At 66.3% G+C, this 23,060-nt stretch carries 25 protein-coding genes; 16 read left to right on the forward strand and 9 right to left on the reverse strand.

Features of this window, described 5'->3' with window-relative positions:
• The coding region (locus GC106_RS45890) for an integrase core domain-containing protein (RefSeq protein WP_173142495.1) at nt 1-203 on the forward strand (203 nt) is incomplete at its 5' end.
• 16 nt (nt 204-219) lie between these two features.
• Here GC106_RS45890 and GC106_RS45895 read toward each other — a convergent pair.
• Entirely contained in the window at nt 220-1,179 is a 960-nt protein-coding gene (locus GC106_RS45895) for a ketopantoate reductase family protein (RefSeq protein WP_173142496.1), read from the reverse strand.
• 90 nt (nt 1,180-1,269) lie between these two features.
• Between GC106_RS45895 and GC106_RS45900 the strand changes: the two genes are divergently transcribed.
• The 3 genes from GC106_RS45900 (at nt 1,270) to GC106_RS45910 (ending at nt 3,373) form a co-directional block, all read left to right on the forward strand.
• Nucleotides 1,270-1,839 (forward strand): TetR/AcrR family transcriptional regulator, encoded by a 570-nt coding sequence (locus tag GC106_RS45900; protein ID WP_173142497.1) that lies wholly within the window; start codon nt 1,270-1,272, stop codon nt 1,837-1,839.
• A 448-nt stretch (nt 1,840-2,287) separates the two neighbouring features.
• Nucleotides 2,288-2,857, forward strand: a complete 570-nt coding sequence (locus GC106_RS45905) for an RNA polymerase sigma factor (protein ID WP_173142498.1) — start codon at nt 2,288-2,290, stop codon at nt 2,855-2,857.
• 48 nt (nt 2,858-2,905) lie between these two features.
• Complete coding sequence (locus GC106_RS45910; RefSeq protein WP_173142499.1) at nt 2,906-3,373, forward strand: peroxiredoxin family protein; 468 nt, start codon at nt 2,906-2,908, stop codon at nt 3,371-3,373.
• Nucleotides 3,374-3,387: 14 nt separating this feature from the next.
• Here GC106_RS45910 and GC106_RS45915 read toward each other — a convergent pair whose 3' ends face one another.
• Nucleotides 3,388-3,852, reverse strand: a complete 465-nt coding sequence (locus GC106_RS45915) for a DUF1801 domain-containing protein (protein ID WP_173142500.1) — start codon at nt 3,850-3,852, stop codon at nt 3,388-3,390.
• Between the two features lie 298 nt (nt 3,853-4,150).
• On the opposite strand from GC106_RS45915, the gene GC106_RS45920 reads away from it, so the two are divergent.
• Nucleotides 4,151-4,954, forward strand: coding sequence for a VOC family protein (locus tag GC106_RS45920; RefSeq protein ID WP_173142501.1), 804 nt, complete (start codon nt 4,151-4,153; stop codon nt 4,952-4,954).
• 94 nt (nt 4,955-5,048) lie between these two features.
• On the opposite strand, the gene GC106_RS45925 is transcribed toward GC106_RS45920, so the two are convergent.
• Nucleotides 5,049-5,822 (reverse strand): maleylpyruvate isomerase family mycothiol-dependent enzyme, encoded by a 774-nt coding sequence (locus GC106_RS45925; protein ID WP_173142502.1) that lies wholly within the window; start codon nt 5,820-5,822, stop codon nt 5,049-5,051.
• 158 nt (nt 5,823-5,980) lie between these two features.
• On the reverse strand, nt 5,981-6,682 hold the full coding sequence (locus GC106_RS45930) for a TetR/AcrR family transcriptional regulator (RefSeq protein WP_173142503.1): 702 nt from the start codon (nt 6,680-6,682) through the stop codon (nt 5,981-5,983).
• Between the two features lie 228 nt (nt 6,683-6,910).
• Here GC106_RS45930 and GC106_RS45935 point away from each other — a divergent pair, with 228 nt between their 5' ends.
• Entirely contained in the window at nt 6,911-8,458 is a 1,548-nt protein-coding gene (locus GC106_RS45935; protein WP_173142504.1) for an FAD-binding oxidoreductase, read from the forward strand.
• A gap of 34 nt (nt 8,459-8,492) precedes the next feature.
• On the opposite strand, the gene GC106_RS45940 is transcribed toward GC106_RS45935, so the two are convergent.
• Together GC106_RS45940 and GC106_RS45945 are read right to left on the reverse strand one after the other, a co-directional pair.
• Nucleotides 8,493-8,810: a hypothetical protein gene (locus tag GC106_RS45940; RefSeq protein ID WP_512698692.1), complete on the reverse strand. Its 318-nt coding sequence runs from the start codon at nt 8,808-8,810 to the stop codon at nt 8,493-8,495.
• Nucleotides 8,811-8,862: 52 nt separating this feature from the next.
• Entirely contained in the window at nt 8,863-9,801 is a 939-nt protein-coding gene (locus tag GC106_RS45945; protein ID WP_173142506.1) for a helix-turn-helix domain-containing protein, read from the reverse strand.
• 70 nt (nt 9,802-9,871) lie between these two features.
• Here GC106_RS45945 and GC106_RS45950 point away from each other — a divergent pair, with 70 nt between their 5' ends.
• The 3 genes from GC106_RS45950 to GC106_RS45960 all read left to right on the forward strand — a co-directional run bounded on the left by GC106_RS45950 (nt 9,872) and on the right by GC106_RS45960 (nt 11,528).
• Nucleotides 9,872-10,270 (forward strand): hypothetical protein, encoded by a 399-nt coding sequence (locus tag GC106_RS45950; RefSeq protein ID WP_173142507.1) that lies wholly within the window; start codon nt 9,872-9,874, stop codon nt 10,268-10,270.
• Between the two features lie 106 nt (nt 10,271-10,376).
• Nucleotides 10,377-10,820: a glycine-rich domain-containing protein gene (locus GC106_RS45955; protein WP_173142508.1), complete on the forward strand. Its 444-nt coding sequence runs from the start codon at nt 10,377-10,379 to the stop codon at nt 10,818-10,820.
• Nucleotides 10,821-11,036: 216 nt separating this feature from the next.
• On the forward strand, nt 11,037-11,528 hold the full coding sequence (locus tag GC106_RS45960; protein ID WP_376777839.1) for a class I SAM-dependent methyltransferase: 492 nt from the start codon (nt 11,037-11,039) through the stop codon (nt 11,526-11,528).
• A 321-nt stretch (nt 11,529-11,849) separates the two neighbouring features.
• Here the strand turns inward: GC106_RS45960 and GC106_RS45965 are convergent, their stop codons facing one another.
• Complete coding sequence (locus GC106_RS45965; RefSeq protein ID WP_173142510.1) at nt 11,850-12,251, reverse strand: hypothetical protein; 402 nt, start codon at nt 12,249-12,251, stop codon at nt 11,850-11,852.
• A gap of 377 nt (nt 12,252-12,628) precedes the next feature.
• Between GC106_RS45965 and GC106_RS45970 the strand changes: the two genes are divergently transcribed.
• Nucleotides 12,629-13,207, forward strand: coding sequence for a beta-L-arabinofuranosidase domain-containing protein (locus GC106_RS45970; RefSeq protein WP_173142511.1), 579 nt, complete (start codon nt 12,629-12,631; stop codon nt 13,205-13,207).
• Nucleotides 13,208-13,384: 177 nt separating this feature from the next.
• Here GC106_RS45970 and GC106_RS45975 read toward each other — a convergent pair whose 3' ends face one another.
• Nucleotides 13,385-14,197, reverse strand: a complete 813-nt coding sequence (locus GC106_RS45975; RefSeq protein ID WP_173142512.1) for a DUF6333 family protein — start codon at nt 14,195-14,197, stop codon at nt 13,385-13,387.
• A gap of 18 nt (nt 14,198-14,215) precedes the next feature.
• On the opposite strand from GC106_RS45975, the gene GC106_RS45980 reads away from it, so the two are divergent.
• Both GC106_RS45980 and GC106_RS45985 read left to right on the forward strand, forming a co-directional pair.
• Nucleotides 14,216-14,524 carry a LuxR C-terminal-related transcriptional regulator gene (locus tag GC106_RS45980; RefSeq protein WP_173142513.1) on the forward strand — a complete coding sequence of 103 codons (309 nt, stop codon included), beginning with the start codon at nt 14,216-14,218 and terminating at the stop codon, nt 14,522-14,524.
• Between the two features lie 656 nt (nt 14,525-15,180).
• Complete coding sequence (locus GC106_RS45985) at nt 15,181-18,051, forward strand: AfsR/SARP family transcriptional regulator (protein ID WP_173142514.1); 2,871 nt, start codon at nt 15,181-15,183, stop codon at nt 18,049-18,051.
• 59 nt (nt 18,052-18,110) lie between these two features.
• Here the strand turns inward: GC106_RS45985 and GC106_RS45990 are convergent, their stop codons facing one another.
• Complete coding sequence (locus tag GC106_RS45990) at nt 18,111-19,298, reverse strand: aminotransferase-like domain-containing protein (protein WP_173142515.1); 1,188 nt, start codon at nt 19,296-19,298, stop codon at nt 18,111-18,113.
• 203 nt (nt 19,299-19,501) lie between these two features.
• Between GC106_RS45990 and GC106_RS45995 the strand changes: the two genes are divergently transcribed.
• The 4 genes from GC106_RS45995 to GC106_RS46010 are packed head-to-tail and all read left to right on the forward strand — an operon-like array spanning nt 19,502 to nt 23,059.
• On the forward strand, nt 19,502-19,717 hold the full coding sequence (locus GC106_RS45995; RefSeq protein WP_173142516.1) for an MbtH family protein: 216 nt from the start codon (nt 19,502-19,504) through the stop codon (nt 19,715-19,717).
• A gap of 2 nt (nt 19,718-19,719) precedes the next feature.
• A complete protein-coding gene (locus GC106_RS46000) occupies nt 19,720-21,312 on the forward strand; it encodes a tryptophan halogenase family protein (RefSeq protein ID WP_173142520.1) in 1,593 nt (530 codons plus the stop codon).
• Nucleotides 21,309-22,562, forward strand: a complete 1,254-nt coding sequence (locus GC106_RS46005) for a cation:proton antiporter (protein ID WP_173142517.1) — start codon at nt 21,309-21,311, stop codon at nt 22,560-22,562. The genes GC106_RS46000 and GC106_RS46005 overlap by 4 nt, the downstream gene beginning before the upstream one ends.
• Nucleotides 22,559-23,059 carry a flavin reductase family protein gene (locus GC106_RS46010; protein ID WP_173142518.1) on the forward strand — a complete coding sequence of 167 codons (501 nt, stop codon included), beginning with the start codon at nt 22,559-22,561 and terminating at the stop codon, nt 23,057-23,059. The genes GC106_RS46005 and GC106_RS46010 overlap by 4 nt, the downstream gene beginning before the upstream one ends.
• Nucleotide 23,060 lies beyond the last annotated feature (1 nt).

The following is a 23,060-nucleotide window of genomic DNA, read 5'->3' on the forward strand; positions in this document are numbered from 1 at the left end:
GCAAAGTCGAACGCTACAACCGGATCCTGGCCGAAGAATTCCTCTACGCCCGCACCTGGACCAGCGAACAACAACGCACAACCGCCCTCACGGTCTGGAATGTGCACTACAACTACCATCGACCCCACACTGCCGCCGGAAACCAGCCACCAGCCACCCGGCTGCGCGCCGGCGTCACCAACGTCATGGCCTCATACACCTAGTCATGACTTGCCAGACTCACCCCGTCCCTTCACGGGCAAAGTTCGGTTCCGCCGCTTCCAGTCGCGGTACCGGGATGCCCAACCGTCGTGCTTCGGCCAGGGTGTCCCGGCAGACCTCACGCGGCTCCTCGGCGTCGGGGTCGGAGTGCGCCTCGAAATTCACGCGCAGCGGCGTGACATGAGCAGTCAGCCAGGCGAGCACGGGCGCCATCAGCCAGGTGGGCGCCCGGAACAGCAGCACACCGCCCCGGTGACGTCGCAGGTCGATGCCGCGAGCCTGGAGGAGTGGCAGCAGTTCGCGGCCAGTCAGCAGCGCCTCGCGGAAGTCGCTCGTCGACCCGGCCAGCTTGGACAGCGATCCCAGCCTCAAGCCCTGCGAGAACAGGCCGGCATCCGACACGAAATGGACCCACAGCCAGCCGCGGAAGTCAGGCCGCTCCTTGGGCCGGAACCCGGCCTCGCGAAACGCCCGGCGCACGGCCCGCTCCCGGTCGGTCGGGGGCTGGCCGAGGGTGCCGAAGACGACCGACGGCAGCATCCCCCCACGGAGCACGCCGTCCGCGCCGAAACCGCCACCGGCCTGGGGAAAACCCCAGGCGATCTGGTCGGCAGGGAGTGCGCCGATCGCGGCAGGCGGCTCGGTCCAGATGTTGCCGAAGACCAGCACCGTGGCCTGGCCGACACGCGGGGACAGGAAGGCCGTCGCCTCCGGGAGGCGGTGGTGCGGCACGCTGAGCACGATCAGGTCGAAGTCGTGGTCCGGCTCCAGCGCCTCGCGGTAGCGCACCGGCCACTTCTCGACGACGCGCTTCCCCCACACCCGGCGCCGCGTATCGATCAGGTCGAGGTCCACTGCGTCCCCGTACGTGGCCGCGCGGCCCGGCCGGACGTAGAACTCGACGTCGTGTCCCGCGGATTGCAGGGCCCAGCCGTAGACGGTGGCGATCACGCCTCGGCCGAACATCAGGATCTTCACGCTGCACCTCGTGGGGTACGATTGAATTGGAGACTATCTCCACTTTTCAACTTACGGAGGTCATCTCCACTTGTCAACGCGAGGTGCTGCATGACCGCCGACAAGCCGCTGCGGGCCGACGCCCGACGTAACCGCGATGTCCTGATCGCCAAGGCACGAGAGGTCTTCGACGCCGGCGACTTCTTCGACCTGCGCTTCGATGACTTCGCTAGCCTGGCCGGGGTGGGCACCGGCACGCTGTACCGCCACTTTCCGACCCGGGAGGCACTGGCCGAGGCGGTCTACCACGGGGAAGTCGCCGCGCTGTGCGACCGCGCCCGCCAGCTACAGGCCACGCTGCCCGCGGCGGAGGCGTTGGCGACCTTCCTACGCGGCATGGTCGACCACATAGCTGCCCACGAGGGCCTGGCCCGGACCCTGGCCACGCTCATGGCCGATCGCTCGGGTGCCCTCGCCGAGGGCAGCCGGGCGCTGGAGCAGGCTGTCACCGACCTGGTGGCCGCCGCCGTGCGGGACGGCGCCGTACGCGACGACGTGGACGCCGGTGCCGTGATGATGGCGCTGCACGGTATCGGCGCGGCCCATGACCGCCCCGGTTGGCGGGCCGAGGCCGACGATGTCATCACCCTCGTGCTGGACGGGCTGCGCCGCCCGCTATGACAAGGTGCGACACGAGGTCGCATGCCGCGAGCGAAGGATCCGGTCAGCGGTACGGCGGCGACGATGCGGTCCGGGATGGTCACGCCGGTTGCACCTGTGAAGTTTCAGGATACGTGCGAGAGCGATGAGGGCGCGGCTCCGCTCTTGTCGGAATCCGCCTGCGTCGCCGAAGGCGGGACTGGTCTAACCCTGTGGAGCAAGCTGTGGTCTGGCATGCCAGTGCACGACCAACCTCTGTACTCATTGGACGCTCCCGTGTAGATCGCCGTGGTCGGCCCATACGCGTGTGGCCGACCTGCTCCTGCACGAACCGGGCCGGATGACCGAACTCGGTCAGATCCGCCAAGACCGGGGTGAATCCTTTCGTGGTGCCGGGGTCTCTTATGGGCGATGGTTACGTCAGGAAGGACACGTGTGATGGGTTCGCTGCGTGCGGGCGGGAGTGGACGTGGTTGACCGTGGTTGGGCAAGTGAGCAGCTCATCAAGGCCGCACAGGGTGGTGACCTGGAGTCGCTGACCGCGGTGGTGCACGGGGCTCATCCGCACGTGCGGCGCTTCGCCGGGCATCTGTGCGCATCTCCGCAGGACGCCGAGGACGCGGCGCAGGAAGCGTTGATCATCCTCTATCGCAAGATCGGTTCCTTGCGCGCCACGGCGGCGCTTGCTTCCTGGATGTTCCGGATCGTCCGGCATGAGTGCGCGCGCCGCGCCCGGCGCCTGTTCGACCACCACGACGAGGCCGGCATCGGCCTTGTGGCATCGGCCGAAGACGAAGTCCTCAGGCGTCTGGAAGCCGAGCGCGTCGCGGAGGCGATCCGGGCGTTGCCCGACATCCAGCGCCGCGTACTGATCATGCGTGACGTGCTGGGGCGCCCGGGACGAATGGTCGCCGAGGCGCTCGGGCTGAGCACCTCGGCGATGAAGTCCCACCTGCATCGAGCCAGGACCACGCTCCGTCTCAGCCTGCGTGACGGGGTCGAGGGTGCCCAAGATCCCCTCGACCCCACCAGCGTCTGACCCGAACCGACACCTTTCACAAACCCCGGTCCGAAGGGAAATCTCGTCATGCTCAAAGCAGGATCACCCGCACCGCGGATGGTGCTGGAAGACACCACTGGGCAGACCGTCCGCCTGTCCGACTACCAGGGCAAGCACGCCGTGCTGCTCTTCTTCATGCGATCAACGTCGTGTCCGGTCTGCAACCGGCATGTCCGCGATCTCGTCAACCGCGGTGAGGAACTGGCGGCCGACAACGTCGCCGTCCTTGTCGCGGTCCCGGAGGATCGCGAGCAGGCGGCCACGTGGAAGGCGAAACACCAGATCCCGTTCCCCGTTCTCACCGGCCGCCGCGAGAGCCCACACGAGATGATCGGTCTGGGCAGGAAGGTCTTCGGTTCGATGCAGCAGTCCGGCAGCCTCCTCATCGACCGCCAGGGCATCATCCGCCACGCTCACGGCGCCACCATGCCCACCAGCAGCTACGACAAGAAGGGAATCACCGCCGCCATCGCATCCCTGCGCGCCCAGGCCTGACCAGGGCTGCCGCGTCAGCTCACGGCCTTCTTGACGAGGATGGCGATCGTCTTTTCGGCTTTGTCGCTCAGCTCGGTCACGGCGTAGGACGTAGGCCACAAGCCGCTGTCGTCGTCGAGGTTTGCTTCGGTGGTGAAGCCGAAGGTCGAGTAACGCTCTTTGTCGACGTGCCCGCTACGGAAGAAGCACACGACCTTCCCTTTCCTGGCGTAGGCCGGCTGTCCGTACCACAGCTTCGGCGACAACTCTGGGGCGTTGGTGGTGACGATGGCGTGGATGCGTTCGGCTACCGCGCGGTCCGGCGCCTCCATCTCCGCGATCTTCGACAGCACGTCGAGTTCGGCGGCGGCGGCCTTGTTGCCACGACCACGGTTCGCCTCCTTCTTGAGTTCCGCGGCGCGCTCCTTCATGGCAGCACGTTCTTCCTCGGAGAAGCCGTCCGTGCTCTTCTTGCCCTTCGCGTTGGTGTTCGCGCTCATCCCTGCCACTCCTCCTGGGCGTGATCGGTGTGAAGTGCTTTCGACGCTAGCCGTAGTGATCCACCTGGCGCTTCTCGGTTCCTGATCGGTTCGTATCCGGCCAGGCAGGTGACCAGACCGGTCAGGAATCAAGAAGCCCGCGCCCGGTGGCGCTGCTTAGTGTGATGGGACAGGAACATCCCCACTCACCACGCCTTCCTCCCGCACACCGACCGGCGAAGCCGCTCCGGGTTTCACCGCGACACCCTGGGCTTCGAGGTCCGCGACGACGTCGGCTACGAAGACATGGAGCTACCCGATGGCGCTCTCCCTCGACATCATCACTATCGGTGTACCGCAGGTAGAAGCCGCATGCGCCTTCTACACGTCCGCGTTCTCCTCCGCGGCCACTGACCACGGCCACACCGCCAGCCTGGACCTTCACGGCACCGGACAGCTCGCCCTGCACCAGATCGACGCACTCGCCGCCGACGCCGACACGAGCCCGGTGACCTCGGGCTTCCGTGGCTACGTCCTGTCATCCATCGTCAACCAGCCCGCCGAGGTCAAGGCCCTCCTCGACGCCGCCACCGCCCACGGTGCGACGGTCATCAAGCCGGCGAAGAAGGCGCTTTTCGGCGAGTTCACCGCCGTCTATCAGGCGCCGGACGGGGCCGTCTGGAAGCTGGCTGCCGCCTCCAAAAAGGACACGGATCTGGTCCCCGACCCTCCGAGGCCGACCGAGACCGCCCTTTTCCTCGGTGTCGCCAAACCGAAGGCGTCCAAGACGTTCTACGAGACGCTGGGCATGAGCGTTGACCGCGACTACGGCGACAAGTTCATCGACTTCACCATCGCCGACGGCGTGTGCCGGTTGGGGCTGCTGCCACGCAAAGCCCTCGCCAAGGACGCCGGTGTCGACGAGCACGGCGACGGCTTCTCCGCGCTCGTCCTCACACACACCGCCGCTTCCCGTGACGACGTCGACACTCTTCTCGCCGCCGCGGACTCTGCCGGCGGCCGGGTCACCGCCGAGGCAACCCAGACCGGCCAAGGCGACTACGCCGGGCACTTCACCGACCCCGACGGCTACCACTGGAGAATCACCACACACGACCGGTAGGTGCGCACCCCCAACGCGACTGCCTATCCGAACCGCGCGCTCACGGTAGCGACGCCATTCAAGTCGATGACGTCGCTGGACCTCTTGATATCCGTCAGAAGCCGGGGAAAACGCGACGCAGGTCGTCGAGGGTGATGCTGCCGTCGATGGTGACGCCGTTGTCGTACGGGGCCTTGAGACGACCGCTGATCAGCCGGACGAACGCTTCCGGCGGGCCGTTGAACGTCGCGGACGGTGACTCGAGACGGTCGACCACGGTGACCGCGTCATCGATCACCAGACCGGCGCCGGGGACCGCGATCGACACCGGGCCGGCGAGCTCGGCCGGTTTCGCGAGGAAACCCAGCATGAAAGCCACGGGCCCGGTCAGCAGGTCGACGAGTACCGCGGCCGAGTCGGCGTCCACTCCGGCCTGCGCGTCGAACGCCACGCGCACGTCCCACGAATGGTTGGCCACCTCGTTGAGCCGCATGCCCAGGGCGGTCACCAGCGGAACCGGCTCCGGCAGGAAACCGAGGTCGACGATCAGCGACGAGCGCTGCTCGGGCGTGAGCGCCTCGACCGTGTCGAGCCACCGGCTGTTGTATTCCAGGAAGCCCTCGGCCTGTGCTCGCGGCGCGGACGCGTCCCAACGGGCCCAGATCGTCTGGTTGTCCTCGGCCGTTACGGCCTCTCCGGCCGCCCGCGCAATCGGCGCTCGGCCGATCTCCGCACCGCTCCCGAGGTGGGAAAGGACCTGGGCGACGGTCCATTCCGCGGCGCCGCTCGGGGCGGCCAACTGGTCGTCGGTCAGGGTGCGCACGAGACCGGCAAGCGTCTCATGCTCAGCGCGAAGTGCAGTGATCGTGCGGTCCACGAGTTGGCTCATGCCACGCCCAACTCCCGGACGGACGCATCTGTTCCCCCGATCCATGGTCCGTGCCCGGCGCAGCGAGGACGATGTGCGGACAGCGCCGACGCATCCTGCGTGGACGGACTCGACGCGCCTGTGCTCTTGGGCGGCCTGCGATCGTGACGGCTGGCGGTCTATGGGGCGGGCACTGTCTTGGTGGTCTGTGGCACCGGGAATGGCCCACGCTGTGGGTTCAACAGCCCGTCGAGCAGTCGCTGTAGTCCGAAGTCGAACCAGGTGTCCAAGTTCGCGTCCGTGTGCGCCGGGTCGATGCGCCGGGCGGCGGCCAGCCACGGGCGGTGCTGTGTACGGCCGGTGTTCTCCAAGCGGTTGAGCGTCGTCGACCACCAGGCGCGGTAGGTGGTGTCAGCGGTCTCGCGTTCGATGAGCAGGGCCATGCCTTGGATGTAGCCGCCGAGCGCGAGGTACGCGGCGAAGGCGTCGCTGGGGTCGTACCCGGCGTGGGTCAGCGCCTCCACGGTGCGGTCGACCATCGACAGCACCGCGGGGCCGGTGGGCGGCTGGCCGGTGGCAAGGATCGCGAGCAACCACGGGTGGTGGCGGTACATCGTCCACTCGTCGCGGGCGAGCCGCTCCAGGCGGGCACGCGGGTCCGCCGGTGCCTTTCGGTGCGGCATGCGTCCGTTGATGACGTTCTCGGCCATCCCGGCGAGCAGGTCAGCCCGGTTCCGCACGCAGCGGTAGAGGGCGTGCGCGGGAATTCCGGCGCGTTCCGCCAGGGTACGCATGGAGACGGCGTCCAGGCCCGCGGCGTCTGCCATTTCGACCGCGAGGCGGACCAGCCGGTCGCGAGGGTCGCCGGTACCGGATGCCACGAGGGAACCCGTGAGCCGGCGGCGTTGCGCCGCCGGGCCGTGGTCGCGGCGCCGCCGGTACGCCCGCGCCTGACACGCACGCGAGCAGTACCGCCGCGGCCGGCCCCGCCTCCGGCCGGGTGGCAACGGGCCACCGCACTCGGCACACGACATCAGGCTCCTTTCGTCACAAGACTTCGTGTGACGAATTTACTCGCCGCGGACCGGCCGGCACCGCAGGCTCGGGGCATGAGTCAGCACAGTCGCAGGGACCTGTTCCGTGTCGGTGCGGTGGCCGGCGCGATGGCGTCCGCCACCGCCCTCCAGCCGACACCGGCACTCGCCGCGGACGCGGGTTGCGCGCCACCGCTCGGCCCGGTTCGCGTACGCCCCGACGATCCCCGGTACGAGGACCTGGTGCGCCGGGGCAACGGTCGTTTCGTGGGTACCCCCGACGAGGTCCGCGTGGTCGGCTCGACCGATCAGGTTGTCGAGGCGGTACGGGATGCGATCCGGTCCGGGCGCAGGATGGCGGTGCGCGCGGGTGGGCACGGGTTCGAGGGGTTCGTTGACGATGCCGACGTGCGGATGGTGATCGACCTGTCCGGCCTGACCGGGATCTACTTCGACCCGGAGCGGTCGGCGTTCGTTGTCGAGGCGGGTGCCACACTCGGCGAGGTGTACCGCCGACTGTATCTCGGCTGGGGCGTCACGATCCCGGGTGGCTCGTGCCCCGGCGTCGGTGCTGGCGGGCACGTCGCGGGCGGCGGCTACGGGCGGTTGTCCCGGCTGCACGGTCTGGCGGCCGACCACCTGTACGCGGTCGAGGTCGTCGTGGCGGACCGGAAGGGGGATGTGCGCGCTGTGGTCGCCACACGAGAATCCTCCGATCCGCGTCGGGAGCTGTGGTGGGCGCACACTGGCGGTGGCGGCGGGAACTTCGGCGTGGTCACCCGCTACTGGCTCCGGTCGCTGCCCCACCCTCCCGCGCGGGTGGTGAACTTCACGGTCACCTGGCCGTGGGAGGGCATGGACGAGCACGGTTTCCACCAGCTCGCCGCCAACTTCGGTGCCTGGTGCGAACGCCACAGCACACCCGGTGCGCCCCAGGCGAGCCTCTACAGCGAGTTGGTCCTCACCCGCCGACCGTCGGGCGCCCATCTGCTGACCGGTCAGGTCCCCGCCGACGCCGTACACCTACTGGACGAGCATGTCGCCGCCCTCGGCAAAGGCGTCGGCGTCACTCCGTCCCGTTCCCAGGAGACGCTGCCCTGGCTGGCCGCGACGCTGGCGAACGAGGCCGACGACGGCAAGCGCTGGCGGCTGAAGGTCAAGTCCGCTTTCCACCGCGAGAGCCTGACTCGGCGGCAGCTCGCGGCCGCACTCCACCACCTGACCCGAACGGACTACGACGCGCCGGCCGGATCGCTGAGCCTCAACACCTACGGCGGAGCGATCAACTCGATGTCCGCCGGCGCCACCGCGACCGCCCACCGCGACTCGACGATGCTGCTCTTCTATCTCACCGGCTGGACCGACCCCGCCGAAGACGCCCGTCACTTGAGCTGGATCCGTGAGTTCTACCACGACATGTACACGGACACGGGCGGTGTACCAGCGGCTGGCACCTATATCAACTACCCGGACGTCGACCTCGCCGACCCTGCCTGGAACCGGTCCAACCGGCCGTGGCACGCGCTCTACTACGGTGACCACTATTCCCGCCTGCAGGCAGTCAAGGCCCGCTGGGACCCCCAGGACCTGTTCCGGCACGCGCTGTCGATACGACGGGCGTGAACTTGGGCAGGAGGCCGACTAATCGCCCGTGCCTTCATCGCGGGATCGTGTCGCCGACGTCGACGGTGCACGTGAGCGAGCGGGTGACGGTGGGATCACTTTCGGACTTGGCGGTCAAGGTGACGCTGGTGTTGCGGGCAGAGCCTGGGGTCCGCAACACGTACACCGGGACGGTGACGGTCCGCCCGGCTGTAGCTGTGGTCAGCGCGTTGTCCAGTTGTGCGGTCCAGCCCTTGCCTTTGGCCGACACCGAAAGACGGTAGACGTCATTGTCCAGTTTGGACGCTACATCCGCGTCGGTGTGTTCGGACGCAGCAGATTGGCAACATGCTACCGCAGGAGATATCCCCAGGTAGAACGCCTAGCACCCGGATCAAAGTCTCAACGGCCGCGTGACGGCCAGATCAGGTTGCCTGACCCTCGATCGCTCGCTGAACACGGTCGAACAGATCAACCGCCCATTCGGTCTCGCGATGCTCAAGCGGCATCGCAGCAAAGCCGCCCTCTGCCTCCCGCCGGGCCGACTCTTCCTGACCGAGGATCGCAAGGACGTGACCGCGTTCGAGGCCCCAGAAACCATCTGTGTACCAGTAGCCCGAGTCCGGCGGCTCGACGTCGGTTGCCGAGTCAGCCGTCCTATCGGCTGAGAGCAATCTCCGTTGTGCCGCAACGGTTTCGCCGGTCAGCGCAAGCAGTCGGGCAAGATCGTATTCGTTGTACGTCCGCAAGCGTGGGTGTGCTCCGTTGACCCTAGATGCCGCTTCGGCGTAATCGATAGCTTCGGAGTTCCGCTGCCGATGCTGCGCCGTGAACGCCTTGAACGACAACCCATGGAACAACCGATCCGAGTCTTTTGCTTGCTCTGCAAGGGCTATGGCTCGGTCTAGTTGCCGATCGGCCGATATGGCGTTGCCGGTAGAGAGTTCTAGCCAACCTAGGTACTGCGATATCTCAGACGCCAACGAAGCCGCCGGGGCTTCCAACCGGGCTCCGGCTTCGCCCACAGCGGACAGTGTGAGGTCTCGGAGACCCCGAATCGTTGTCACCACTAGTTGGGGTCCGATGGTGTCCTCTAGCCGCCGAGTCGTAGCAAGGATGGTGGCGATATCGGTCAGACTCTCGCTATCCACCCGCCGAGGCTTTCTCGCGACGGCCGCCAACCGGTCTAGATCGACGCCTAGGACGTCTTCGTAGGCCCTGACGTGTTCCGGCAGGATCGTTCGCTGTCCGATCTCCAGGTGGCCCAGAAGCGCTTTTGAGTAGTGCGTCCTAGCTGACATAGCCGACAAGCTCAGTCCAGCGCTCATCCGAGCGCTACGCATCACGCTTCCGAGCTCGTTCACCGGCACCTCTGTAGACGGTTGTAGACGCTGAAACCAGCATATCCGCCGGTTCGCGACCGACGATTAGTTAGTGGGCGTACGGATCGGAAACCAGATGAACTCCGGGTTGCTGGACGAGTGGCTAGACGCGCTCAGACGGGCACGATGGACGTTCTACTACTTCCCTAACCAGGAGTCGCCTCGAACGGTCTCGGGGCTGTACCGGTGGCGGGAAGCGGTGGACGTCTTCGGCCTGTTCCCTGACGGAACCGGTCTCGCTTACCGAGCTCTACCGGTCGAAGATCCGTTCTCGCCCGACGTCGTGACATGGACGTTCGCCGGTGATCCCATCTGGGCTATCCGGGAAGTACTCGCACTGCCACCCCCGGGCGCCGATGGTGAGCCGGTGTGGCATCAGTTCGCGCCTCCGCTCTGCCAGGTGCTGAGCGACTTGTCGACAACCAACCACGTCATCCGGCCACCGACATGACTAGCTCCGGTCCTTCAAAGACGACATGCGGAGAACCAAATGGAGGTGTCGAAATCGATTACATGTCCGGCCTATCTGTATCGCGACAAAAAGAAGGAGCATTGATATGACCACTGCCGACGTTGTACTCACAGATCCGCGAACCTGTGTGCCCGAGCAGGTATGGGAGCGGGAAGTCCGGCTCATCATGCGGGACCACGCGATGGACCGGGAGTTGGCCGAACGTACGTCCGCGCAGACCGTCGCCTACCTGGTGACCTCGGCGGAAAACCCGGAGGTCCCTATGGGGCCGACACCCGCCGTGGATAAGGGCGTGCATTCCTTCGTGCTCGACACACCTCGTTACTGGGACTTCTGCATGCAGCACGCGGGCACGTATCTGCACCACGTGCCGCACCTTCCCGAGGAACGCGCCAGTCAGCCCAGGGTGCTCCAGCAGACCATCCGAGCCATTCGGGCAGCCGGGTTCCGGCTGGACACGGAACTCTGGGGCGCGCTGGACCTGGACTGTCACCAGTGCCACGCCTGTTGCGCGGACAGCCCGAAGTAACCAGCAGCGCTACCATTCCTCGCCCCGCGTCCACCGCATCGGGCGTGAGGCGAGGCCCGTAGGAAGGCAACACGATTGAGCTCAGCAGTCGAGGCGTGGGAACGCTATGCCGAGAAGGCTCGACCTCGGAGACCGGTCAACGCGGTCGGTGCCACGACGTGGCTTAACTGGACGCAGTACGCGGACCACGGACCGGATGAATCGGTCCTGGGCGACGTGTCCGGTCGGACGGTGTTGGAATTGGGCTCAGGTAGTGGTTCGAATCTCGCCCATCTGGCCACTTTGGGAGCCCTCTGCACTGGCGTAGACATCGCACCTAGCCGGACTGCGGTTGCCGCTCAAGCCTGGGGGCATCTGTCGAACACACAGTGGGTCACGGCGGACGTCGTGACGTACCTCGCCGACACCCAAGCGAGGTTCGACGTCGTGTATTCGATCTTCGGCGCGGTCTGGTTCACCGATCCGACGGTCCTGCTTCCGTTGGTACGCGCCAGGATGACGCCCGGCGGAGTTTTCGCGTTCTCGCATCTACCCGCCACCGACCAGAACGTCAGTGGCGATCGAGCGGTTAGGAAATGGGAGTACCCCGCTGACCAGTGGGTGCAGATGCTCGCCACTGCGGGCTTCAAGTCAGCAACCGCCGAAGTGATCCCAGCCCCCGCAAGCAACCGGCGCGGAACGCTGTTGGTACGGGCACTAAGAGCCTGATCACCCTGAGAACGACGAAAGCCCCGTTCGGCCACAATGGCCCGAACGGGGCTCTTATGTGTTCAGTCAACGACCTCGGTCAGGGTATTGTCTGAGTGGAGAACATACCGGCCGTGAGGATCAATCGCCGGTACTACGTCGCTAATCTGCCACCCGTACACGGTGACATCCTCGCCACGCTCGATAGCGTCAAGCGTGAGACGGTACGGAAGCTCAAAAGCATGGCTCTCAAGGCCACTGAGACGGCCGATCAGTAGCCGGAGAGGTTCAGCCACCCGAGAGCGGACATCTGGCCGTTGTACGGCCGTCCTGACGGACTTTCTACGCGCCACGATTTGCCCACCTAGCGTCTGCGCCCTTTCGGCCTGCCTCGGAGCGGGTCATAGGCGTAACCCGAATTACCGAAGTCTCTTCATCCGCCGGTTCCTCATTCGGCAGTTTTAAGCTCTTCCACAGGTTCATCATCGTGGTCCGATGCATCCGGATTTCACCCAATAGCGGGTTAGCGATCCAGCCGCCATGCGACCCCGGCAAAAGATACTCGCCGGAGTCGGCTAGAGCCGTCTCAAGCTTTTCAACTAGCGTCACTTGGCGCACTACAGCCCGAAGGATCTCGGTTTCGTCGTCTCTCAGTTCATAGTCGGTCAGCACCGACGTCCACATAGCCAACGCATTAGCCGAGATGCCGCCAGGGGCATCCGGAACCACGTTCTCATCAGTCAAGGTAACTCCTCGTTAGTTATCGGTTACAGCGCTTACCCCTCAAGCAATACAATGCAAGCTACAAAACCCGGCTGACGCTATGACTGGCGGTCGGCAAGACGGGCGGAGGGTATACCCCCCTGCCCTCTACGGAGCATCGACCTGCGGAAACTCCGAGACGTTGTGTCGACACAACACCGACCGCTCTTCGTCTGCCCAATTCTGGAATGGCGTCAAGCCCTCCTAATGCGGTACTCCACCCGACGTGTACGGGGGGACCCATTAAAATAACGTGGCTCCCATGATTCCCCAGGACTCGCCTCGCCATTCAATCCGTGCACCGGAACCTAGGACGTGAGGGAAGCTGCGAGGGAACCGCAAACGGTGTCACCCAGGATGTGCGGCCCGCCCCCGGCTCATACCTCAGCCTGACGCGGGTCTGGTCGCCGGGCGACCGGATCGAGATCTCGATGCCGTTCACCCTGCGGATCGAGCGGGCACTCGACGATCCCTCGGCGCAAAGCCTGTGCTACGGCCCGCTGGTGCTCCCGGCTTTGAACAACTCCCGGACCTGGCGGACGTTCTCGTTCTACCAGCACCTCAAGCTCGACGGCGACCTCGGTGCGGCGGTCAAACCGTTGGGACAGCCGAACTTCTTCGGCACGCACGGCCACACGTTGCGGCCGCTCTATATCGGCGTCAACGACGCGCACCACATATGTTTCAAGCGGGCAGAGCCGACCGTGGTGTTCGGCGCGGTCGAGTCCGGCGTGTCGAACGAAACGGTGGACGACAAGGGTTTCTCGTTCCTCGACCGCGTCTGGCAAGCAGCTCCGTTCGCCGACCACGGCCGTTTCGTCCAACGAGTCCTGAACGTGTCGGCGGAGTGGCAGGCCCGTGGCCGGTTCACCCGACACGACCGGCGGGAGGTGATCAACGCGGCGGTGCGGGCAGAGGACAGCATGCGCCCATCTTGAAGACTGCGTCGGCACCGTATCCGTTACCAGAGGAAGCCGTTTTCCAACCCTGCCCCCTGCCAATGAAGTGAGGTGAAGGCCTGATGCCTTTCGCCATCGCGCGCCGGAGCGCGCGATGCCAGGCCAGGGTCGTGGCGGGCTGGGCCGGGAGGATTGTGTGCCATCGGTCGGGCCGCTTCAGTCTTCGAAGCGCCAGATCTCCTCCATCAGGGCCGTGTAGCCCTTGGTGTGGCGGACGCGGAAAGCGGACATCTGGATGGTTTCGAAATGCCAGGGGGCGCAGGGGCCGAGTGCGAGGTTGCCGAAGGCGTGCCAGTTGGTGCAGGAGGGGTCCTCCTCGTCCAGTTCGGCGTCATGCCCGGCCAGGGACTCGGGCGGGATGCCGAGTGCGTGCAGGATGGCGTGCGGGTCACCGGTCAGTTCCCACAGTTCGCTGTCCCAGCCCGTGTAGTGCAGCATCAGTCCGTCGGGCAGGTGGATGGTGTTTTCGGAGTGGGACGCTCCCATGTCGTTGCTGACCGATCCGACGATCCGGGCGTCGGGGTAGCGCTGGTGGAGGGCGTTGGTTTCGGTCAGCAATGGGCAATCGTTCCCGTTGTCGGCGAGGGCGGGATCGGAGATGCCGATGATGTTGCCCCAGCAGCCGACCTTGATGATGTCCAGGTCGGCCCGTGTCGCCGGAAAGTCGGAGACGGTCGTCACGAGCGGCAGTTCTTCGAGGACGGCTTCGACGGGGCCGTAGGTCTCGGCGACCTGGCGGGCCCGTGCTGGGTCGTGGGGAGCGAGGTCCGCGATCGTGGTGATCGTGCTGCGATCGGTGGTCGTGGGGAAGGGAGGGCGGAGAATGGTGATGGTGTACTCGCCCCATCCGTGGACTTCACGGTCAGGCGGGCAGGTCCAGTAACTGTTGTCGATCATGCCCGTCACCGTAGTGATGGGCATGACGCCTTTTACGCGGTTCTGCTCAAAGCGGCCGTCGGTGCCGGCCATCTCCAGGCGACTCGGGCGATGACGAGGGCGACGCCCTCATCGCGCCCCAGCATCACCGCCCGCCTGCTCGCCGGCTTCGCCGACTCCGCGTCCTGCTCGAAGCGCGCCCAACCACTCGTCACACTGACCGACCGGGAGGAAGAGGTCGCACTGACCGTTGCCCAGGGCCGGACCAACGCCGAGATCGCCGACGAACTCCACACGTTCCGTACCAGCCGCCTTGCCGGCGCCGACGATGTCGCTGTTACGTTTGGGTTCCTCGGGCCGATTCCGATCCGGCGCTTGTGCCGCCGGTTGTCGGGTGTTCGCCGGACACCGGCAGAGTGATCGTTCTCTTAATCTTTTGATCAGCCGCAACGGTGCGGCGCAGGTACCTGCTTGGGGTAGCAGGTAGCCGCTTGCGTGACGTGAGAGGCGAAACGACGCCAAGGGGGATGGCGTACCCGACGGCTGGGGCTCTGGACCCTGCCCGCCGTGGCCGACGCGATCTGGATTGCCCAGAACAGTGCCATCGATAGCGCACTCGTTGACGGTCGCACTTCCTCGGCCGCCGTCCTGACGAACACGGATCTGATTCTGAGGAAGTTGGAGTTCAAATGAGAAATATCGTGCGCCGCACAGCGAGTACCGGGTCCGAGGGTGTCGTGATAACGGTGGTCGGTTTGATGGCCGCGGCGACAGCGCATGCCGCTGGGTGGTGACAACTGACGTTCACACTCACAGCTGAGGTTCACCCACTGCTCTACAGACGCCCAGCCGCACTACATTCACGTGGTGACGATCTGATTGATCTGAGCACGTGCTGAGTTCGCCGCAAGGTTATGAAATACATGTGGGCAGCCTCTCGATACGGTCACGCCTCGAGTACACCCTGAGTTTCTGGCCGGTACCGGTCATCTGTCACATCGCCCCCGGCTTCGCTGTTCGATGCTTCTGGGTCGCGAACGGGTATCTGTCCCGTGAATTCTAGGAATGGGCTGCTCGTGGAACTGACTACCGTGTTGAGTTTTGACGTGCTTGGACCGGTGCGGGGCCGTTACCGAGGGCGGGGGCTCGAACTGGGGCCGGCCAGGCAGAGCGCCCTGCTTGGCGTGATGCTGACTCGTCCCAATGTGGTGTTCTCGCCTGACGAGTTGTTGCACTCGGTGTGGGGCGATCGAGTGCCGAAAAGTGCGAACAAGGTGATTCCGACCTATATTTACCGGCTACGTCAGGCGCTTCGGGTGACAGGTGAAGAAGCGGTGATCGAGCGGATCCGCAACGGCTATGCGCTGCGGATCGAGGCGGATGCCGTGGATGCCACCCATTTTGCCCGGGCCACGGAGTCGATGGACGCGGCCACGATGATGTCGGCCGACGACCAGTACGGCCAGGTGGCGAGTGCGCTGGAGATGTGGCGTGGCGAACCGTTCGAGGGCCTGCCAGGTCCGGCGTTGGCCAGTGAACGCGCGAAGCTGCACGAAATGCGGCTGGCACTGCTGATGCACCGTGCTGGCCTCGACATAGTCGGTGGTAACTACGCCGCGGCTGTGCTCGACTTGTCCGATTTGCAGGAACGGAACCCGATGCACGAGCGAGTCGCCTGCTTGCTGATGATCGCCCTGTACCAGAGCGGCAGGCAGGCTGAATCACTCGCCGTCTACTCACGGATCCGATTACGGTTGCTTGACGAACTGGGCAGCGAACCGGGCGCGGCGCTCGTGACCACGCATCAGGCCGTGCTGACCGGCGACCAGGATGCCCTCGACAGAATTTGCGGGTATCCGCTTGTCGCGGCACCCGTGAAGAACGTGGCGGAGGTGTCCGTCGACGCACCCCGGCCGTCGTTCCCCGCGGAGGCGGTCGTGCCTCGCCAGTTGCCGCTTCCGTTGCGGCACTTCGCAGGCCGGGGCCAGGAGCTGGCCGCGCTGGACCAAGTCGGGCGGGCCACCGGGCATGCGTTCTGCGTGATCGTCGGCACTGGCGGCATGGGGAAGACCTCCCTCGCCCTGTATTGGGCCCACCGGCACGCCGACAGGTTTCCCGACGGTCAGTTGTTCGTGGACCTGCGGGGGTTCAGTGCCGCCGAGCCGGTGGCGGTGTCCACTGTCCTGTGTGGGTTTCTGGACGCGTTGGGAGTCGATCCCGCACATGTCCCTGGCGACATCGAGGCGCAGGCGGCACTGTACCGGAGCGTCGTGGCCGGACGGCGCATGCTGATCGTGTTGGACAACGCCCGCGACGCCGACCAGGTGGTGCCGCTTCTGCCGGGCACCCCCCGTTGCGCCGTTCTCGTTACCAGCCGGAACCGCCTCATCCGGCTGATCGCACAGCACGGCGCCCACCCGCTGCCGGTCGACGCGCTCTCCGCTGCGGATGCTCGCCAGGTGCTGCTCGACCGGTTGGGTGAGGAGCGATTGGCGGCCGAACCCGAGGCAGTGGCGGATCTGCTCGCTCACGGCGGCGGCTTTCCCCTAGCGTTGGGCATTCTCACGGCGCGGGCGCAATCGGTTCCCGGGCTCCCGCTGGCGTCGCTGGCCAGCGAGCTCCGGGATGCGCCGACCCGGCTGGCCTCGTTCGACGACGAAGACCGCGGCGCGGCTCTCCCTGCCGTCCTGTCCTGGTCATATGCGAGGTTGACCGCCGAACAGGCCCAGATGTTCGTGCTCCTCGGTCTGGCGCCAGGCCCGGATATCGGTCTGAACGCCGCGGCGAATCTTGTTGGTGTGTCGGCGGTACGGGCACGAACCACCTTGCGAGGGCTGGAGGACGCGCATCTCGTGCGACAGCACGTTGCGGGCCGCTACCGCATGCACGAGCTCGTCAAGCTGTACGCGGCCAGCCGTGCCGAGCACGACCTGCCAGCGGACGTCAGGCCCGCTGCGCTGCGCCGGTTGGTCGACTTCTACCTGCGGACCGCGCATTCGGCCGAGCATCTCCTTGAGCCCCACAGTGAGCTGGGGCAGGTCGCCGAGCCCTCAGCCGACTGCGTTCCTGAGCTTTTGGACGATCTGAGGGCGGCGTGGACGTGGTTCGTCGCCGAGCATCCGGTCCTGCCGGCCATCCAACGCCTGGCCGCCGAACACGGCTGGCACGCACAGGTCTGGCAGCTCGCATGGACGGCTGACACTTTCCACCGGCGGCGAGGTCGCCGTGACGAAGCCGCGATTGCGATGTGGCAGGCGGGCCTGGACTCGGCCGTCGAGGTGGGGGAGCTTGCTGTGGAGATCAGCGTCCGTCGACGGCTTGGTCAGGCATACACACGTGCCGCGCGCCTCGACGATGCCACGCTCCACCTGGGACGTGCGCTCAGTCTGGCCGAACAAGCCGAGGACGTGCTCGCGCAAGCCCATGCGCATCGCGCTCTCGCACAGGCGTTGGACCAGCAGGGGGACGCCCAGGCAGCGCTGGACCAAGCCACCCAGGCCCTTCGCCTGTTCAGCGAACTCGGCCACCAGACGCGGATAGCCGACATGCTCAACGCCGTGGGCTGGTACCGCGCCAAGCTCGGTCACTACACACAAGGCCGTACCTATTGCGAGGCAGCGCTTACGCTGGCCCGGCGACTCAGACACCGCACTGTCGAAGCAGGTGCACTGCACAGTATCGGCTACGTCCTCCACCACACCGGTGAACACACAAACGCCCTGCGGCTTTACGAGCAAGCTCAGGATCTGTACCACGACATCGGGCACGTCGACGGCACCGCTGACGCGTTGGAGGGCATCGGCCACGTGTACCAGGCGCTCGGACAGGACGTCCAGGCCCGTGATGCCTGGCAAAGAGTCGCCGAGCTCTACGCGACACACCACCGCACCGAAGACCGGGCACGCATACAACGGCTCATGGCCAACCTGGACAATGGATCCAGGTAAACGCCATTCCTGATGACATCAGCAGCATCGATCAGGAGCGCATTGGTCGGCGGGGCCCTTCACGGACGCAGGATCGCTGCAAGCCTCGCCATACCGGTGGTGATGCCCGCGATGTTGTTGGAGGTGAACGACAGCCGCATCGTCGCTGGGGCCGAAGTCCGCGTGTGGAAGGATTGCCCGGGGACAAAGGCGACATTCGCGGCGAGGGCCTCGGTCAACAGCAGGCGGGTGTCGTAGCCGGCGGGCAGTTGGGACCAGATGAACATTCCGCCGTCGGGCCGGGTCCACGTGCTGCCTTCGGGCAGCGTCGTTGTCATGGCACCGAGCATGGCGTCCCGGCGCGCACGGAAGGCGGCGCGCAATCGTCCGATGTGCTCATCCAGAACGTTCATCCGGAGATAGTGTGCCGCGGCTGCCTGGTCCACTGTGGACGTGTGGAGGTCGGCGGACTGTTTCACGATCGCCAGCGAACGCAGGATGCTCGCCGGCGCGCGCAACCAGCCCAACCGCAGACCCGGCGCGCCGATCTTGGAGAGGCTGCCCAGGTAGATGGCGTGCTGGCCGACCACCGGCTGTGCCGAGACCGGCGGCACGGCAGTGCCCGAGTAGCGCAGTTCCGCGTAGGGGTCGTCCTCTACGAGCCAGAATCCCTGCTCGGTGGCGATCTGCGCGATGTCCCGGCGACGGGTCCCGCTCAGTGTCCGGCCGGTTGGATTGGCGAACGTCGGCACCACGTACAGCATGGTGGGTTTTTCCCGCCGGGCGGCGTCGGCCAGCGCGTCCGGGCGGATGCCGTGCTCGTCACCGGGCACCGGGACCACCTTGGCCCCGGACAGACGAAAGCACTGCAGCGCGGCCAGATAGGTGGGTTCCTCGACCAGCACCACCGCGCGGGAATCGAGCAGGGTCGTCGTCACCAGCGACAACGCCTGCTGTGAGCCTGTTGTGATCAGCAGGGAATCCGCGCCCGTTGGCAGACCCTGGGCCGTCAGGCGTTCGGCGACGAGCTCGCGCAGCGCCGGACTGCCTTCGGTGGGGGAGTACTGCAGATTCCTGCTCGCCCCGGCTTCCGACAGCACCGCCGTGAACGCGGTCCGGATGCCGGTCACGTCGAGCAGGGCCTGGTCGGGGAAGCCGCCCGCGAAGGAGATCACCTCCGGCCGGTCGGCCAGCGCCAGCAGGTCCCGGACCGGCGAACTGGCCACACCGGACGCCCGGACCGGTGCGGGTGGATTCCGGGTCGCCATCGTTTTCAGGATGGTCGAAGTGTCGTCGCCATTCGGCATGGATTCAACGTAGCAGAACCTGAGAATGTCGAAAGTGTGCTCTTCCTGCGGATACATCGCTGTTTCATGCGGATTTCAACGTCCGGGACAGCGCGCTGTGTACCTTGGCCTCCGTAGGTTACTGGGGTGTTCGGACAAGCCCGGAAAGGGATCTGGTTCCGCCGATGACGAATCCGTTTGAAAACGACGACTGGGCATATCTGGTGCTGATGAACGACGAGGAGCAGTACTCGTTGTGGCCGGAGCCGATCGACGTTCCCGCCGGGTGGACGGTCGTGCACGGACCCGGCGACCGGGCCGAGATGACCGCGTACGTGGAGCGGGAATGGGTTGACATGCGGCCCAAGAGCCTCCGCGAGGCGATGGCGGAGGGTGCGTGACGATGCCGGGGGACGGCGTAAGGCGTGTGGTCATCGCGGGTGGCGGCACGGCCGGGTGGATGACTGCCTCGTATCTCAAGGCCGCCTTCGGCGAACGGGTCGACGTGACGCTTGTCGAGTCCGCCAAAGTCGGGACCATCGGTGTCGGTGAGGCGACTTTCAGTACGGTCCGTCACTTCTTCGACTATCTCGGTCTTGTCGAGAGCGAGTGGATGCCAGAATGCAACGCGACGTACAAACTCGGTATCCGGTTCGAGAACTGGCGGGAAGCCGGGCATCATTTCTATCACCCGTTCGAACGGTTACGAGTGGTCGACGGTTTCCCGCTCACCGACTGGTGGCTGGCCGGCGGCCCATCCAGCAGGTTCGACGCCGACTGCTTTGTCATCCCCGCGCTGTGCGAGGCCTTGAGCTCGCCACGGCACCTGGACGGGCGACTGTTCGAAAGCGACCTGATCGAGGGCAGTGGCCGGGTCTACCGGACGACATTGGCGGAGCAGACCACTCAGTTCCCGTACGCCTACCACCTCGACGCCGCGTTGCTGGCCGAGTACCTGACCCGGTACGCCACGCGTCGCGGCGCGCGGCGCGTCGTCGACGACATCACCAACGTCAGCCTCGACCAGCGCGGCTGGATCGAGCACATCGACACCAGGGAACACGGCCCGATCACCGGTGACCTGTTCATCGACTGCACGGGCTTCCGTGGCCTGCTGATCAACGGCGCGATGGACATGCCGTTCGAGTCGTATCAGGACTCCCTGCCCAACGACCGCGCGGTCGCGCTGCGTGTGCCCGCGGCCGGGCGGCATTCCGACATGCGGCCCTGCACCACCGCCACCGCGCAGGAGGCGGGCTGGATCTGGACGATCCCACTGTTCGGCCGCAACGGCACCGGGTACGTCTACGCGGGCGACTACTGCACGCCCGACCAGGCCGAGAAGACGCTGCGCGAGTTCGTCGGTCCGGCGGCCGACGACGCCGAGGCCAACCACATCCGGATGCGGATCGGCCGCAACCGGGAGTCCTGGTACCACAACTGTGTCGCGATCGGACTTGCCAGCGGGTTCGTCGAACCACTGGAGTCGACCGGGATCTTCTTCATCCAGCACGCCATCGAGCAGTTGGTCAAGCACTTTCCGGGAGCTGACTGGGATCCCGCGGTCCGCCGGTCGTACAACAACACGGTGGCCAGGTGCATGGACGGGGTCCGTGAGTTCCTGGTCCTGCACTACAAGGGCGCCAAGCGGGCGGACAACGACTACTGGCGGGACGCCAAGACGCGGGTGATCCCCGACGGGCTCGCCGAGCGACTGGAGCAGTGGCAGACCAAACTGCCGGACACCGAGTCCGTTTTCCCGTACTACCACGGGTTCGAACCGTACTCGTACGTCTGCATGCTGCTCGGGCTCGGCGGGATCCCGGTGCGGCCGCCCCAGGCGGTCCGGCAGATGCCCGAGCGGCGCACGCTCGACGAGTTCGCGTTCATCCGCAGGCAGGGCGCCGAGCTTGTCGCGTCCTTGCCGTCGCAGCGGGACTATCTCGCCAGTCTGCGCGGTTCCGTCGACCTGCATCCGGCTGGCTCGGTACCGTGATCGAGGCCTTGGTGGCCGCGGCAGGTGCGATCGTGGTTGTCCTTGCCGCGTCCTGGATCGGCCGTCGACTGGCAGCGCTCGTCAGGCAGCCCGCGGTGATGGGGGAGATCGCGGTCGGGCTGCTCCTGGGCCCAGGTCTGTTGCAGGCCTGCGGACCGCAGGTCCGCGAGCTGCTCCTGCCGCGGTCCACCCTTGAGGCCCTGCACGTGATCGGGGTCGCCGGGCTGGCGTTGTACCTGGTGGGCGTGGCGCACCGGCTGGGGCCGGGACTGGTCGCGTACGGGCGAAAGTCCCTGCTGGCGTTGACGATCTGCGCGGTTTCGGTCCCGATGGCCATCGGTGGCGGCGTCGGGTTCTGGCTGCTGGTGACCGACGATGCGCGGCTGCGCGGTGACGCACCGGCGGCCGCGTTGGTGTTGATGTTCGCCGTGTCGTTCACGGTGTCCGCCGTACCGGTGCTCGCGCGGATCATCGACGACCGCGGTATCGCCGGGACACGCGCCGCCAGGCTCGCCATGGCCAGCGCGATCATCGTGGACGCGATCGGCTGGCTGTTGCTGGCCGTGGCCGTCGGCCTTGCCGGAGCCGGGCTGAGCGGGTCGGTCCGGGCCGCCGTGATCCTGGTTGTCGCGGTGGCGATGGTGCCGCTTGTCCGCAGGCTGCTCAGCCGACCGGGCGTCACGCGCTTGTGCGGCCGGTCTCCCACGACCTGCCGGATGGCGGTCGCCGTGGTGGCGATTGTGGCGTCGTGGGCCGCTGACAATCTCGGGCTGACCGCCGTGTTCGGGGCGGTCCTGATCGCCGTGTCGCTGCCGCCGGACGAAGACTGGCAACGCGTCGCGGGTGCGGTCTCCTCGGCCGGACGCTGGTTGCTGCCGATCTTCTTCGCCACAGCGGGTATCACGGTGTGGTCCGCGGCGGACACGACGTTCCCGGTCATGTTCGCCGTGGTGGTGACTGTCCTTGCCGTGCTGGGGAAAACGGCCGGTGTGCTGCTGGGGGCACGGCTGGGAGGCGAGACCGGCCCGGTCCGGCAACGGCTGGCGGTCCTGCTCAACACCCGGGGACTGACCGAGATCGTCCTGGTCCAGGCCGGATACAGCGCGGGAATCATCACGGCGCCGGTCTACCTCGTGTTCGTGGTGTTGGCGTTGGTCAGTACGGCGATGACCGGTCCGTTGCTGTCGTTGCTCGACAAGCGCCGACCGCTTGTGCCGCAGGATTTGGCGACGGCCGGAGGCGCGCGATGACCGACGGCACCCCTGTCCCGGCCGACACCTTCCGTTCCATGATGGCCGGATTCCCAACCGGCGTCACCGTGGTGACCGCCCTGGACGGCACGCGGCCATGGGGAATGACGTGCACGGCGCTCTGTGCCGTGGCCGTGGACCCCGCGATTCTCCTGGTGTCGCTGCGAACGGTGGGACCGACCGTGCACGCGGTGCTTGGCCGTAAGGCCTTCACGGTCAACTTCCTGCACGCGCACGCCCGCCAGACGGCCCGGCTGTTCGCCGGCGGGGCGCCAGACAGGTTCGACCATATCCGTTGGGAGACGACGGACGGGTGCTGCGGCCCGCACTTGCCTCACGATGCGCACACCATCGCCGACTGCCGGGTCGTCCGGGCCGACGAGGTCGGCGACCACGTCGTCGTCTACGGCGAGGTAATCAGCGTCAGACGCCTCGAAGGCGATACCCCCTTGCTCTACGGCCTGCGTGAATACGCGAGCTGGCCGGTACAGAAGTGAC

Source organism: Kibdelosporangium persicum (genome assembly GCF_013280595.1).
Classification (GTDB): Bacteria; Actinomycetota; Actinomycetes; order Mycobacteriales; family Pseudonocardiaceae; genus Kibdelosporangium; species Kibdelosporangium persicum.